The sequence below is a fragment of the Agarilytica rhodophyticola genome (assembly GCF_002157225.2).
GTDB lineage: Bacteria > Pseudomonadota > Gammaproteobacteria > Pseudomonadales > Cellvibrionaceae > Agarilytica > Agarilytica rhodophyticola.
Genome location: NZ_CP020038.1, coordinates 3848563 through 3863523, shown reverse-complemented (window position 1 = coordinate 3863523; position 14961 = coordinate 3848563). Strand labels below are relative to the sequence as shown.

12 protein-coding genes are annotated in these 14961 nt (G+C 42.3%); 8 read left to right on the top strand and 4 right to left on the bottom strand.

Translation table 11 applies throughout. The annotated features are described in order from the left end of the window. Positions 1-199: 199 nt before the first annotated feature. The 8 genes from BVC89_RS16060 (at position 200) to BVC89_RS16025 (ending at position 10287) form a co-directional block, all read left to right on the top strand. Positions 200-1183, top strand: a complete 984-nt coding sequence (locus BVC89_RS16060) for a MotA/TolQ/ExbB proton channel family protein (protein ID WP_245929103.1) — start codon at positions 200-202, stop codon at positions 1181-1183. Positions 1184-1204: 21 nt separating this feature from the next. Continuing rightward, positions 1205-1726, top strand: coding sequence for an ExbD/TolR family protein (locus BVC89_RS16055; protein WP_086932169.1), 522 nt, complete (start codon positions 1205-1207; stop codon positions 1724-1726). Beyond that, a complete protein-coding gene (locus tag BVC89_RS16050) occupies positions 1723-2280 on the top strand; it encodes an ExbD/TolR family protein (protein ID WP_086932168.1) in 558 nt (185 codons plus the stop codon). The genes BVC89_RS16055 and BVC89_RS16050 overlap by 4 nt, the downstream gene beginning before the upstream one ends. Then, a complete protein-coding gene (locus tag BVC89_RS16045) occupies positions 2281-3231 on the top strand; it encodes an AgmX/PglI C-terminal domain-containing protein (protein ID WP_086932167.1) in 951 nt (316 codons plus the stop codon). A 329-nt stretch (positions 3232-3560) separates the two neighbouring features. Then, positions 3561-4763, top strand: a complete 1203-nt coding sequence (locus BVC89_RS16040; protein WP_086932166.1) for a phosphoinositide-specific phospholipase C-related protein — start codon at positions 3561-3563, stop codon at positions 4761-4763. An 882-nt stretch (positions 4764-5645) separates the two neighbouring features. Continuing rightward, a complete protein-coding gene (locus BVC89_RS16035) occupies positions 5646-7037 on the top strand; it encodes an aldehyde dehydrogenase family protein (protein ID WP_086932165.1) in 1392 nt (463 codons plus the stop codon). A gap of 35 nt (positions 7038-7072) precedes the next feature. Next, the gene (locus tag BVC89_RS16030) at positions 7073-8722 is read left to right on the top strand and encodes an acetolactate synthase large subunit (RefSeq protein ID WP_086932164.1); all 1650 of its coding nucleotides are present in this window, start codon (positions 7073-7075) and stop codon (positions 8720-8722) included. Between the two features lie 38 nt (positions 8723-8760). Beyond that, on the top strand, positions 8761-10287 hold the full coding sequence (locus BVC89_RS16025; protein ID WP_086932163.1) for an FMN-binding glutamate synthase family protein: 1527 nt from the start codon (positions 8761-8763) through the stop codon (positions 10285-10287). Here BVC89_RS16025 and BVC89_RS16020 read toward each other — a convergent pair. Genes BVC89_RS16020 through BVC89_RS16005 form a run of 4 tightly spaced genes read right to left on the bottom strand, consistent with a single transcriptional unit; the run spans position 10279 to position 14544 of the window. Further along, positions 10279-10905, bottom strand: a complete 627-nt coding sequence (locus BVC89_RS16020; protein ID WP_086932162.1) for a DsbA family protein — start codon at positions 10903-10905, stop codon at positions 10279-10281. The two genes, BVC89_RS16025 and BVC89_RS16020, sit on opposite strands and share 9 nt — an antisense overlap. Positions 10906-10923: 18 nt before the next feature. Next, positions 10924-11595: a PqiC family protein gene (locus BVC89_RS16015; protein WP_086932161.1), complete on the bottom strand. Its 672-nt coding sequence runs from the start codon at positions 11593-11595 to the stop codon at positions 10924-10926. Then, the gene (locus BVC89_RS16010) at positions 11592-13253 is read right to left on the bottom strand and encodes a PqiB family protein (RefSeq protein WP_086932160.1); all 1662 of its coding nucleotides are present in this window, start codon (positions 13251-13253) and stop codon (positions 11592-11594) included. The genes BVC89_RS16015 and BVC89_RS16010 overlap by 4 nt, the downstream gene beginning before the upstream one ends. Continuing rightward, positions 13237-14544 (bottom strand): paraquat-inducible protein A, encoded by a 1308-nt coding sequence (locus BVC89_RS16005; RefSeq protein ID WP_086932159.1) that lies wholly within the window; start codon positions 14542-14544, stop codon positions 13237-13239. Before BVC89_RS16005 ends, BVC89_RS16010 begins: the two co-directional genes overlap by 17 nt. Between the last annotated feature and the right edge of the window lie 417 nt (positions 14545-14961).

Here is a 14961-nt window from a genome sequence, read left to right as displayed (position 1 = left end):
TAATTAGTTATGTGTTTTTGCATTGGTAATATTGAACGCCAGCACAGAAATGGTAAAGCGGACGACATTATTATCAACGGAAGAAAAATAACAAAAATTTTTAAATAACTTAAATGTGGTCCATTAAAATTGAGCTTTATCTATATTCTTGCTGAATTTTAACGGTTTGTAAGAGATTAGATTTTTAAGAGATTCAATCATGGTAGATATTTACAGTACAGTCACTCGATTCTTTCAGGACGGTGGTTTTTTCATCTATCCAATCGGCTTTATTTTGGCCATTGGTTTAGTCATTGCATTTGAGCGCTGGGTATATCTGACCCGAGAGCGGCGTCGCAATATTAAAGCGTTTGAAGATTTTTTGCCTTTGTTACGCACAACTGACTTGGAGAAAATGCAGCTGTATACACGTGAAGTAAGTGTGCCTGTAACGCGTATTATTGGTTGTGGTATCGACATGATGAAGGTATCAAAACAACGTGCAGATATTGAAAACTCCATGAGTGAAGGTATGTTGGAGACTATGCCACGTATCGAAGAGCGTACAAACTACCTTGCTGTATTGGCTAATGTGGCAACACTACTGGGTCTTCTCGGTACTATTATTGGTCTGATTGGTGCATTTACCGCGGTAGCTAATGCGGATCCTGCGGAAAAATCAGAATTGCTTTCTCTTTCAATCTCAGTGGCGATGAATACCACAGCGTTTGGTCTAATTTCTGCAATACCCTTGTTGATTTTGCACACCATGTTACAAAATAAAACGGCCAAGATTGTTACTAGTATTGAAATGGCAGCAGTGAAATTCCTCAATATTATGACAATTCACCGTCTGATTGAGGCCGGTTTACCACGACAATCAACAGCGTCTTCGCCTTTTAGTCAAGCGGCACAAGCGGTAGCTCCAGAACCTATTGCGCAGGCAGCGCCTGTCGCTCAAGCGGCCCCACAAATGGCGCCGGTAGCGCAAGCGCCGCAAATGGCACAACCAGCGGTAGCTCCGGCTCAAATGGAAGCTGCAGTAGCGCCAGCGCCTGCTGTAGAGGTTGCACCGGTAGAGGCGGCGCCTGTTGAAGTTGCTCAAACAGAGTCTCCTGTGCCAGAAGAAACTTCAACAAAAGTTGAAGGTGATGCACAAGTGGGTGGCATAGGTTCTGATGGCACTGCACCTGCCGCTTCTTAAAATTTGTAGCGAGTTAATGTCATGAATTTTAAATACAAGGCAAAAGATGATGAGGTCGCGGATATCGACGTCACGTCCTTCATGAATCTCATGATTGTTTTGGTGCCAGTATTGTTGTTGAGTATGACTTTTACACAAACTACTGTGCTAGAGATAAAGCTACCAGAGCTTACTGGTGGAGGAGTAGCTTCTGATGACCCGCAGTCGAAATTGGAAGTGGAATTAACTGCCGATAGCGTGAAAGTCTATTACCCCGAAAATACACTGGTGCAAGATATTCCTAAAATTCAAACAGAAGAAGGAATGGATTACGACTATCGACAGTTGTCTCTTGTACTGCAAGCGGTCAAAGCTAAAGTGCCAGAAAAGCAAGATATATTGCTTCGATCAGAGCTGGATATCGATTATCAGCACATTGTTGGAGCAATGGATACTCTTAAGTCATATAAAACAGTTGTTGCAGCCAGTGTTGTGGAAATTGAATTGTTTCCTGAAATCTCTCTGGACGATGCGAGAAAAGTGGTTAAAGCTCGATCTTTATGATTAGTTCAACGATATTTAGCGAAAAACAGAAAAAGACGGTGTCACCGAAGCTGAGCTTAGTGGCATTAATGGATATTTTTACTATTTTAGTTTTCTTCCTGTTGCTTAATTCAGGAGAAGCTCAAAAAATCGAGAATGCTAAGTTTATTAAATTACCAGATTCCACCAAAGGTGATGTGCCTCATGAAGAGCTTATGATCTTGGTAAATCCTGAAGAAATTTGGGTAGGCAAAGAGAAAATCTTGGATTTAGAAGGGCTTGAATATAATCCAGAAGAAGTAATTGAAGAGCTTTCTGCCGAATTACTAGGGCATACAGAAAAACTGGAAAATTTAACGCCATTCCAAGAAGCAAATGGGCTTGCTGTCATTATTATGGGGGATCGTGAAGTACCCTATGCCTTACTTAAAAGTGTAATGACAACATGTCGAGCCAATAATTTTCTCAATATTTCACTTGCTGTTAACCGCGTTGTTGATACTCGCATCATCCCCAGTTCTGCTGGGCCACTTGATGGTGAAGCGACGTCAGCACCAGTGCAAGGGGAGGGCTAAATGACAGCTGCATATATGTCTCCTCAAGCCCTCGACCTCGTTCTTCCTTGGACTATTGATCGAGAACAAGAGGAAAAGTTTAAGCGCAGTCTCAAACGCGTCTTAATTGTTTTACTTGTTATATTTTTGATTATCCCGTGGTTGCCAGTTCCGGATCTTGCCTATGAGGAAAGTGAATCGGATATTGTTAAAACAAAAATAGTACTGGAACCTGTGATCGTTGAGCCCGAACCTACACCAGTACCTGTCGCGCCTACACCTAGGCCTGCGCCTCCAGCTGAGCCCAAACCTGTACAGAAGAAAACAGAGCCAAAAGAAGCTAAGCCAGTAACAAAAGAGCCTAAAAAGCGTGATATAGCAAAAGAACAAGGGTTAACAGCAATTTCTAGTCAACTTAATTCTTTGCGACAGTCTTTGGATCTAACTAAGTTAAAGAAGAAGAACGTATCTACCAGTACGGGCGGAAAAATCGCTAGAGCAGATAGCACGGTTCTTGGGCAAGATAACCTTAGCCAAAAGAGTGAGGGGATTGTCATAGACGATAACCTTATGAAGAACGAAAATATTGCGCTAACTGTTCACGAATCCACCAAACTAGACGGGTTTATCGATGAGGGCGCTCCCAGCGCAGATAGTTCTAATTTTTACTCTGATTTGAAAGGGCGTCGTAGTGACGAGTCTATTCGCCGCGTTTTTGAAGCGGGTAAAAGTAAAGCTTATATGTACTACTTGAGAGCACTTAGAGATGACCCTGGATTAGCTGGCACATTCTTGTTTGAGGTGGTTATCGAACCGAATGGTCGTATCTCAGATATTAAGATGGTATCCAGTGAACTAAATGCTCCGAGTCTTGAAAGTAAAATTCTTGATAGTGTTAAGAAACTAAATTTTGGCGCAGAAGATGTTTCTCCTCGCCGCTTAAAGTATAAATTTAATTTCTTGCCTAGCTAGTATTTGTCTTTATTTCTCAGTATTAAAAAAGCAGCCGGTGAGCTGCTTTTTTTTTGCAATAAAAACTGCACCTCCGTGGTCGTGCTCTGCTTCAATACAGTACATTCCTGCAGCCACTCTTCGTTTTAACTTTAATACCCTTGTCTTTATCACTATGTACATAGATAAGAATTTTCTTGTGGTGTAGTTAAGCGTCGTTACTTCTTCGACACTCCTTGTAGCAAGTCAATAATTTAATGTAAACATTAAATTATTGACTTATTGCTATTTTATACTGCCTTTGTTGTATGCAAGAACTTATATAAACCCTTAAACGTAAGAGACTTGTAATGATGAAGAAAGTAATTATGGCGACAATCTTAAGTGCTTTATATGCAGTACCTGTAGTTGCACAATGGTCTTCGACTTTTGATGAAGGTAAGAGGTTTGATGAAGTCAGTTGGTTGATTAACCACAATGCCAATAATAATAGGGTGGATGGCCCCGGTATTTTTTGCTTTGGTGGAAGCGATCAAGATCGAGGTATGCAGCGTCAATTAGAAGATGGGGTGCGATCTTTTATGGTAGATATTTACCGCGTGCATGATAAATATCGCCTGAAGCATGGCCCAACTAATACATGTATGATGGACGGCGAAGACTTTAATCATATTTTATATAATTGGATTAGCCGACATCCTAACGATATTGTTACTTTACACATCCAAAGTGGGCCAAATTTAGGTTTGTCGGGGTTGGAGGATATATTTAAAGGTCGTCGTTCCGGCTACAAAAACCTTGGTTCATATATTTATCAACACAATAATTTTATTAGCGATGGTCGACCAGTGGGATCAGGTTCTGATGTATATCCCACAATTCGTGAAATGCTCGACCAAAAAAAGCAGCTTGTTATCTTTACTGAGACTAATTATGGCAGCGACTTATACCGTTATGAATTTGGTCACACTGTGCAAAATCCCTACCGTGCTTCGCAGGCAAATCAACTTTTCAATAGTGATAAATTCACTGTACATAGAGGTATTAAACATAAAACTATTATGACCATAAACCATTTCGCTGGCGATGCACCGACTTATAATGGTGATCGAAATAAATCTCGCGATGCTAACGCAACTGTGCTTGCAAAAGCGAGAACCGCTTGGTGGATGTTTGGTCATCGGCCAAGTGTTGCGGTTGACTTCCATAACCTTTCTAATGATCGCTTACCGATGCGCCAGATAGAAGAGGTGAATACTTGGAACGAAGTTCGAGGCTCAATAAAAATTAATGGCCGCGGCCTAGATGATATTCGTATAGAAACAGGTATTTGGGAGAATGGTCGTTGGCGAGATCGAAAGAAAGTATCTCATGAAGGTAGGGAGGCCCGTTGGCATCGGTTTTATTCTGCTCCAGCTGCCGCAGGAGAAAAAAGATCTATCATTGTTTCCCACCCTGACTACAATTTTTCGCCTAATGTAATTTCATTAAATAATTACGCAGGTAACAGTGGAAAAACATTTGTTGTTGATATTACAGCAACCCGAAAATAATAGCTTGTCAATAAAACCCTCCTGTGTTGCAGGTGGGTTTTGGCTTTTTTAAGTAAGAGAATAAAAGTATACATTGTTAATGTGTTCGGTTAGTTTATTTGAAAATCATGAACACGACTGAAATGGAGACTAAAGGGATATCAGGCGAGTAGGCTCTTAACTTTTCATTGACAGCTTTTTGATTTAGTCACTTTATACGTGCTATTGATAAATTCAAAGAATGGATAAAAAAAACACAATTCTTTAGCGTGACTCAACTTTAAAAAGAATACTATTTTCAAACTTAACATCTATCAAATAAAAAGCAGAATTGGTTGTAATTTGTGCCATACTTTCATTCAAAGAGAACATCTTACATCCCATTATAAGGCTAGAGTTTTAACGTCTATCAAGCTGAGTAGATGGCGTCTAGAGCGAAGCTTAGCTGCAGGTACTTAGTATATAACAGGGGTTGTCATTAAGATCAGAGTCGAAAGCAATATTATTAAATCCACGAGATAACAGCTTAACGCGAACTTTGATAATAAATCGATGTCCCAATGTTTCACTATGGCACATAGCAAATAGCTGCTATGCGGGTTCATACATCCATAGAATAGAAGAGGTGATAAACTTGGGTATGTGATGGTTAGCAGTAACGAATAGCCAATAATAAAAACTTGTCTACCCGACCGATATATTGCTATGACACAAGCATCGAAAATATTTGGCCTTGGCAAAGGCTATTGGTTTTTATCCGCAAATATTGCGCCATACTTTCTTTTTGTAGTTTTCTTCACTAAGATTTTAAATATTTAAGGACATTACAAAAGAAAATTTTCCCAGGCCCTGCCCAGTGATAATACGCGAGCTTGTCTACAGACCCTTACAGAGAACACATATATGACTGACTCAAGCACATTAGATGTTATTAATCCATCTACTGGAGAGACAATAGCATCTATTAACACCGACTCTAAAGAATCAGCGCTCTTGAAACTTGATCGTGCATGGCAATTACATAAAGACAGTACTCGTCATTTACCATTGCATACACGTATAAGCCTGCTGGAGAAACTCGCGGCACATCTAGTCTCACGTAGAGAAGATTTTATTTCTACGATGGTAAAAGAAGGTGGTAAACCCTGGCGTGATTCACAAGTTGAGTTTGATCGTGCTGTCCATGGTATCCAGCTGGCAATTAGCACAGTAGCCAAGCACACAGGCTCTTCCATTCCTCTTGGCTATCAGCTGAGTTCTGCAAATCGTATGGCCAATACGCAAGTATTTCCCATTGGGGTAGTGCTGGCATTCAGTGCTTTCAACCATCCGCTGAATCTTATTATTCATCAAATAATACCCGCGTTTGCTACTGGCTGCCCCTGTCTTGTTAAGCCGGCTTCTGATACACCTATGTCCTGTAAGCTACTGGTTGAAAGTATGCATGAGGTCGGCATTCCTCTGGATTATATTCAAGCCGTTGTGCCTGCCAATTTAGATATTGCAGGTGAGCTTGTTACCAGTGAAAAAATCGCATTTTTCAGCTTTATTGGCTCGGCACGAGTCGGTTGGATGTTGCGATCACAGTTAAAACCTGGTGTACGCTGTGCACTTGAGCATGGCGGAATTGCGCCAGCAATTGTCAGCCAAAATGCTGATCTTGATAGCGCCGTTACAGCCATTGCTAAAGGAGGTTTTTACCACGCCGGGCAAGTGTGTGTGTCAACTCAACGGATTTATGTACATGCCTCAGTGCTCGACACATTTATAACTAAACTTAAAGAAAAGGCCGCAACTTTAAAGGTAGGCGATGCATTGGAACCTGAGACAGATGTCGGGCCTTTAATACGAAGCAGTGAAGTCACTCGCATTCACTCATGGGTACAAGAAGCTATTAATGAAGGTGCTGAGTGCGTTCTCGGCGGTGAAGTGATTGACGAGCATTACTACCAGCCGACAATACTAGTTAATCCTGCGACGGATGCGAAAGTGAGTAACCAAGAAATCTTTGGCCCAGTAGTTTGTCTATACAGCTACGATACCTTAGATGAGGCTATTGCTGCATGTAATCATGAAAAGTTTGCTTTCCAGGCGTCAATCTTTTCAGAAAATCTCGGTGAAGTTACGCAAGCTTATAATGGCATCGAAGCGTCGGCAGTGATGGTGAATGACCATACGGCTTTTCGTGATGATGTCATGCCATTTGCTGGACTCAAACACTCGGGACTAGGAGTTGGCGGAATTCCCTATACTATCCATGATATGCAATACGAAAAAATGTTAGTACTCAAGTAAATATTCTCAAATAAAAACAGATTCGGAGAAACAACATGAAAGCTTCAGATTTAATGGTCAAGTGTCTTGAGGAAGAGGGCATTGAATATATCTTCGGAGTGCCCGGTGAGGAAAACGCCGATTTTATGATGAGCTTAGAGTCTTCTGACGATATTCGATTTGTATTGACAAGACACGAGCAAGGTGCAGCATTTATGGCAGAGATATATGGGCGTCTAACCGGAAGCCCCGCTGCATGTTTGGGTACTCTAGGCCCAGGCGCAACTAATCTTATTACCGGTGTTGCCGATGCCAATATGGATAGGGCACCGATGCTGGTGATTACCGGGCAGGGTAGCACATCTCGTTTACATAAGGAGTCTCACCAAATTATGGATGTGGTGAAAATGTTTGAGCCAGTCACTAAATGGGCATCAACCATTGTTCATCCGGATACCATTCCTGAGATTGTGCGCAAATCTGTGCGCATTGCCAGAAGTGAAAAACCTGGTGCGGTACTTATCGAGTTACCCGAAGATGTGGCCGAGCATGATACGCCAGCATTACCAATGAAGCCTATTCGTTTTCGCAGACCTGTTGCAGGTCAAGAAATGATTGCAGCGGCAGTCGAGAAAATTAGACAAGCGAAGAGGCCGGTTATTTTGGCAGGTAACGGTTGCGTGAGAAAACGTGCTTCTGAATACTTACGTAAGTTCTGTGACGACACAGGTATTGGTGTGCTGAATACCTTTATGGCAAAAGGTGCTGTTGATTATGATAAGCCTTACTGTCTCTACACGATTGGTCTTGGCGCAAAAGATATTGGAACTTGTGCAATTGATGCGGCCGATCTGGTGATATCAATTGGCTTTGACATGGTGGAGTACCACCCTAAACTGTGGAATGCTGAGGGCAATAAGTCCATCATCCATATAGATTTTACTCCCGCCGAAGTAGATAAACATTATCACCCAGAGATAGAACTTGTGGGTGACATTGCACATTCGCTCAGTGCTTTAGTTCATGAGTTTGAAGATATTGAAACAGATTTTGACCTGGGGCAACAGCAAGCAACTCGCGCTGATATGAAAAGCGAAATTGATAATTTCGAAAATGAAGAAACTGAAGGCACGATTAAACCGCAAAAAGTATTACTCGAAGTGCAAAAAATATATGGCGATGACGGTTTGCTGTTATCTGATGTGGGTGCGCACAAGATGTGGATTGCTCGCCATTATCATTGCAAAACCCCTAATGGTTGTCTGATTCCCAATGGCTTTTGTTCTATGGGCTTTGCTTTACCGGGCGCGATTGCTGCAAGTTTAGTTGACCCTGACAGGAAAATTATGGGTATCGCCGGTGATGCTGGATTTATGATGAATGTGCAAGAAATGGAAACGGCAACTCGACTGAATTCCAATATCACTATGATGGTGTGGGAAGATAATGCTTACGGTTTAATTGCTTGGAAACAATGGGCGCAGTTTGGTAAACACACGGATTTATCCTTTAACAACCCCGACTGGGAAGCATTGGCCAAGGCGTTTGCGTGGCAGTATCAGGCAGTGCCCAATAGTAAAGATTTGCAGCAAGCTATGCAAAACGCTATTGATCATAAAGGCCCAAGCCTTATCGTTATTCCTATTGATTACGATGAAAATAAAAAGTTAACCGCCCGTTTAGGTGAGTTATCTTGTTCGATATAGCAGACAAGACAAATAATACTTAGGGGGAAAGAAGAACAGTGGATTTATTACATACTATTGCGGCAAATGTTATTGAATGGAGTGCTTTAACTTTGTTGTTTGTTATAGGTTTAGGGATCTTGTACCTTGTGATCATTTATATTATTGATGTCACGCAAACTAAACAAACTATCCGCCGCAATTATCCTGTAGTGGGGCGTTTTAGATATGTCTTTGAGCACTTGGGTGAATTTTTTCGGCAATACTTTTTTGCTATGGATAGAGAGGAATTGCCCTTTAATCGTGCCGAGCGTTCATGGGCGTATCGAGCGGCAAAGAAGGTGGATACCACCATTGCCTTTGGTTCCACACGTCCCTTGGATAATGAAGGTGATGTCATTTTTCTTAACTGTCCTTTTCCTACTTTAGATGAAGAAGCCGTTGATCCACAGCCGATTACCATCGGTGGTGATTCTGCACAACAACCCTTCACTACAAGTTCCATACTCAATATTTCCGGTATGAGTTATGGTGCCATTTCTCGCCCAGCTGTAACAGCCTTATCTAAAGGTGCAAAAGAGGCGGGGATATGGATGAATACAGGGGAGGGAGGACTTTCGCCATATCATCTACAAGGGGGTTGCGATCTCGTTTATCAAATTGGCACGGCGAAATATGGTGTTCGCGATAAAGACGGCAATCTCAGCGATGACAAACTCAAAGCTGTTGCCAGTCATGAACAAGTTAAGATGTTTGAGATTAAAATGAGCCAAGGTGCAAAGCCTGGTAAAGGCGGTATTCTTCCTGGCGGTAAAGTCACTAAGGAAATTGCAGATATTCGCGGCATTCATGTAGGGCAGGATTCCATTAGCCCCAATGGTCATCGCGATATTCATAATGTTGACGATTTATTGAATATGATAAATCGTGTCCGAGATGTAACTGGCAAGCCTGTTGGCTTTAAAATGGTGGTTGGCAGTTTGCGTTTTTTTGATGATTTGTGTGCAGCAATCCTCCGTCGTGGAGCTAAATCCGCGCCGGACTTTATTACTATTGATAGCGCTGATGGCGGCACTGGTGCGGCCCCTCAACCACTAATGGATTATGTGGGGATGAATATTAAAGAAAGCTTACCTTTAGTGATTGATATCATCACCCGCTATGGTTTACGAGATAGAATCAAATTTATTGCCTCTGGTAAATTAATTACACCTGGTAAGGTTGCGTGGGCATTGAGTGTTGGGGCGGACTTCTGTGTTTCTGCTCGAGGATTTATGTTCTCCCTAGGATGTATTCAGGCGTTGCAATGCAATAAAAATACCTGCCCCACAGGTATTACTACCCATAAAAAAGATTTACAACGAGGCTTAGTTGCCGAAGAAAAAGCTGTCCGCGTTGCCAACTACGCTAAGAAAATTGTCTATGGTGTCGGCCTAATCGCGCACTCCTGTGGTGTTAAGCAACCACGTGCTTTAAGTCGTCATCATGTTCGAGTAATAGAAAATAGTGGCCGTTCGTCTATGCTATCAGATCTTTATCCCGTGCCTGAAATTGATCAAAATCTTATTGCTGTTAAATCACTTTAAAGATTTAATAATATGCTCATACATAGGGATGTAATCATTATAGTGAATGGGGATATGGCTAAGTTGATTTTGTTTTAATAGTGCAATAGATGGAAACGAATTTAATCCCAGTTGGCGTGCTTGGTGGATTTCTTTTTCAAGCTTCTGGGATTGTTTTACCTGATCCATACCTGCTAAGAAGTGCTCTTCCTCCATACCTATTTCTTTCGCACAAGCGACTAAAGTGGATATGTCCGAAGGATTTTTTGCGTGTAAATAATAGGCATGTTGAATCCGCTCCGCCATTTTAGTTTCTAATTCTACACTTCGAGCGACTAGGCAGGCACGACATGCGGGGTAAGTCGAACGCCTCGGTTGGCAACTTTGCCAAAAGTCATGATTAAATTCTGTGCCTACTTCGGTTTCAATATGTTTCCAAATAGCTTGCAATTTTTCTTGCATGGGTTCGGGCATAGGTAGATCTGAATCTACTGCTAAGCCACCTAGCAGGTAAATAATTTTTAGATCGCCTTTTTCAACCAGCGTCTGTATTTCACTTGTTAATGACTTCCATGTGGGAGCAAAAGCCCAGCACCAGCTGCACATAGGATCGTAACAATAAATAAGCGTAGCAGACATAAAATCCAAGCCTCTGCTTTACAATTTAGTTTTAGGTTTATTTACAGGCTTAATCCATACATTTAATTCTTCTGCCAGCTGCTGGCTAAAATCGTTGATCAGCGTGTTTAACGCTCGTACATAGGTATCATACTGAGGGTCGTCCAAGTTAATATTGAGAACCTCTGCGCGCGAGAGTTTCTCTGTCTTGCCTTGATCGGCGAGCAGTGTCCACTTTACTTGTAAGCGCGCTTGTTCTCCTAAGGTGCCTGCAAACTCCTCGATATGGATGCGAATTTGATAGTGCGGACGATGGCGGTTATCCCAAGGAAAGGGCAGAACTTTTTGTTGGCCTGTCATACTGGAAATATTAGCCGCCAAGACATTGAGTATCATTGGCTCAAGGTCTCCTGCCCATACTTGATAATAGGGAACCTTTAACACGTTATTCTTTTGATAACTAACTACTGCCGTTTGATCTAGCCATTCAGGAAAGGTGATGGGGCCGATCCCAACGGAAGTGCTAATATTAGAAGTAATATCTGTTTTTTCAGTGCTTAGTGTTTCGCTTGTGTAACTTTTGCTTATATTTGGCGCAATAGGGCGCAGGGTATAATAAAAGGTAGGGGCTTCGCTGGCACAAGAGATAAGCAAACTTGCTACCAGTGGGGGAAACAAGAGAGTCATTATACGGTTTAGGGCTTGTATCATTCTTTTGCTCCCCGTCCCACAACCAGGGAGTTGGGGTGTCGATTAAGTTCATCCGTCAATTTTTCAAAAGAGTCTGCCGCCTCGGCAATTTCTTCCATCATTCTTACCATTTCATTGTATACCCGTGAATCTGAAGATATTGTTCGATCTACTGTTTTGAGGGTCGCATCAAAATCTTCTACGACTTGATCTAGGCCCTGGGAAGCAGTTTTCAGATTGCTGATAATTTCTGCCGTATCTTTCCCTATTTTTTCTGGTTGCAATTGCGCGATTAATGTATTGACTCTCGCCAGCCCTTGGTCGACATTTTTACCCACACTTTCAAATGGGAACGCACTAATTTGTTTAATGATCGACGCTACCTCATTGGAAAGCTGCTGATACTGGCTTTCTGCCGTTGGTATTTCAGAGTAAATTTCAGAGCTGATAAGTCCGAGTTTATCTTGTTTGTCCTCTAAACCAGGTACCAGGTCGACAAATAGGGCACCGGTAATAATACTGCTAGTTTTCAATTGAGCACGCATACCATTGCTCACTAAATTGCCCAATAGTTCATCAAGCTCCTCCCAGGATATAAGCTGTTGGCGATTAATTCTTTCAGGTTGGATGGAGATTTTCACCGCAATATCTGCCCCTTGAGCTTTTTCTTCCTCGTCAGTATCGATGGAAAATGAGGTCACTTCACCCACTTGCATACCTTTGAATTCTACTGGTGCGCCAACTTTTAATCCCCGGATAGAGCCATTAAAACGCAGCAGGTAGGGGTAGGCCACCGAATAGGAGCCATTTTGCACCGCCTTTTTGTCTTCGAATAAATAGAATTCTTTATTTTCTTGAGATTGCTCAAGCGATTGGCTAAAACCCGGTGGACTACTAAACTCTAGACCGCCGGCAACTAAAGAGGCAACCGAGGCTAACTTAGCTTCGATACCGTCGGCGCCAAAGTTGAGCCCAAAGCCACTGACATTCCAAAAATTGCTCGCATCTTTCACCAATGCGTCATAAGGGTGCTCAATGAAAATACGCAGTTGTACATTTTGTTTTTCCGGTATTAATTGATAACTTGTGACCCAGCCGACCTTTACATCCCGATGATAGATCGGTGAGCCTACATCAAGAGACCCTAGTTTTTTAGCATTTAAGCGATATTGTGTGCCTTTATCATAAGAGCGAAAGGCAGGTGCCTGGCTGAGGCCTTCGAAAGTATCGACAAATTGGCCGCTATCGCCTGGGTCCATTTCGATATAGACCCCAGAAAGCAGGGTGTTGAGACCTGATACTCCAGCCAGTGATACTCGCGGTGATACCACCCAAAAGCGTGAGTTCTTTGAAATCTGACTGGCGATGTGAGGATCCATATCGACCTTTACTTGTACTTTTTCGTAGTCATCCGCCAGCTTGATATCTACCACTTTTCCTACCACCACCTCTCGATAGCGCACCTCTGTTTTCCCCACTGCCATACCCGCAGCATCTTCAAATACAATATTTAAGGTAGGCCCCGTTTCTTGCCATGCTTTTAGTGCCAGCCAGGCGGCAATTAGCAATGCTGCGATAGGTACAAACCAAATCGGCGCGACGCTCGGAATGGATGATACATGTGCGGTTTTAGTTGGGGACTCTTCCGAGACTTGAGTGTCATCATTGTGCTGACTCATTATGCTTATCCCATAGCAATCGTTGATCAAAAATTTCGGCCGCTAGCATGGTCAAAACCACAACAGATGCGAATGCCAGAGTTGCGCCACTGGGTTCAATATTGGCCAGTAAACCAAATTGAACTAGGGCAACTAAAAGGCAGACGACGAACACATCGATCATAGACCAGCGACCAATAAATTCAGTAATACGGTACATCTTAGTACTATTTTTAATTTTATAGCTGCCACCATACTTTGCCGAATACAACAGGTATCCCATAGTGACGATTTTCGCTATTGGCACAAAAACACTTGCGATAAAAATAATCAGGGCAATGGGCCAGCTTCCCAGGTGGATAAGATGAATCACACCAGACATGATGGTGTCGGCTTGGGTTCTGCCCAGTTGGGTTGTTTCCATAATAGGAAGGAGGTTGGCCGGCAAATAGAGAATAATAGCGGCCAAAAGTAGGGCAAAAGATTTCTCTATGCTACCTGGAATGCGAAAGTGAATTTTACAGTGGCAGCGTGGACATTTATCTATATGCCGCGCAAGAGGTTCGGAAATAAGGGCCTCACAGCAGTGACATGATATAAACTCGTTGGTCTTTATATGCTCAGCTACTTTTTCGGCCTTTTGGTCACGATGTAGGTACAGGTTATTTGGGTTCCACCTGTGCCAAATATGCTCAGGGTTCAGTTGCATATGAAGCGCTACTAAAACCAACACCAATAGCACGAAGGCAACACTGCCAATACCTGGAACCAAAGCAGCAATATCGCCTAATTTGATACTGGTGACTAACACCCCTAAAAGGAAAATTTCCAACATTGACCACGGGTGAATCATGATCACTGTGCGCATAATTTGAGGGATTCCACGTGCCCGATAATGCTTAACTCGCGAGCCTAATGCATAGGAGATGGCCAAATATACCAAGCAGCATAACTCAACAAAAGGGATGAGGAAGATAAATAGAAAGATCATCGAAGCTAACACCCAACGTTCCCGCTGAAGTAGGGCATAGACACTTGAGATTAAATTACTATCAGTATGGAGCCCCGCTGCCTCAAGGCCTATAAAAGGAAAAACATTGGCAATGCCAAATAGGATCAATCCGGTAAGAGATAATGCTAGCGATCGTCTTGACCAATCCTTCCTTTCTTTAAGTAAACATGAACCACAGCGAAAGCAATTCAGTTGCTCCCCTGCAGACAGTTTAGGCAAGTGATGGATATAACCGCAATCTTCACAGGCTTTATGCCGCGTTGCTTTTGCTTGAAAGATGTCTGATGCTGGCTTGCTCAATCTTACCTCGTATCCGGCAGTCGGATTCCATCACTCTAGTGTTTTTATCATCTCATGAAACGAATAACTATTTGAGTGTCACAGGGGCTTATGGACAACAAAGTTTGCTTAGAGCGTCAGTTTTTTAATAAAAATTATAAAAATCAAATAGTTAAGAGAGTATTTTAATGCTTTTTATTGCTTTGTGTTGTCGCTAAAAACATGAAATTACCCCACTATACGGTGAGGGTGTTTAGTCAGCCTCTTGCCAACAGCACATATGTGTGAGTTTTATCTTGATTACCTCTATATATAGAAGAAGGACTTTGCAAAGACCTCATTAGCGCTGCTATTTGCTCGGGCAAGGAGATGTCATCTGCATAATATATTTTGTGTCACTTGTTACCAATAACCACCCATGAAGTTTTTTTATTATCT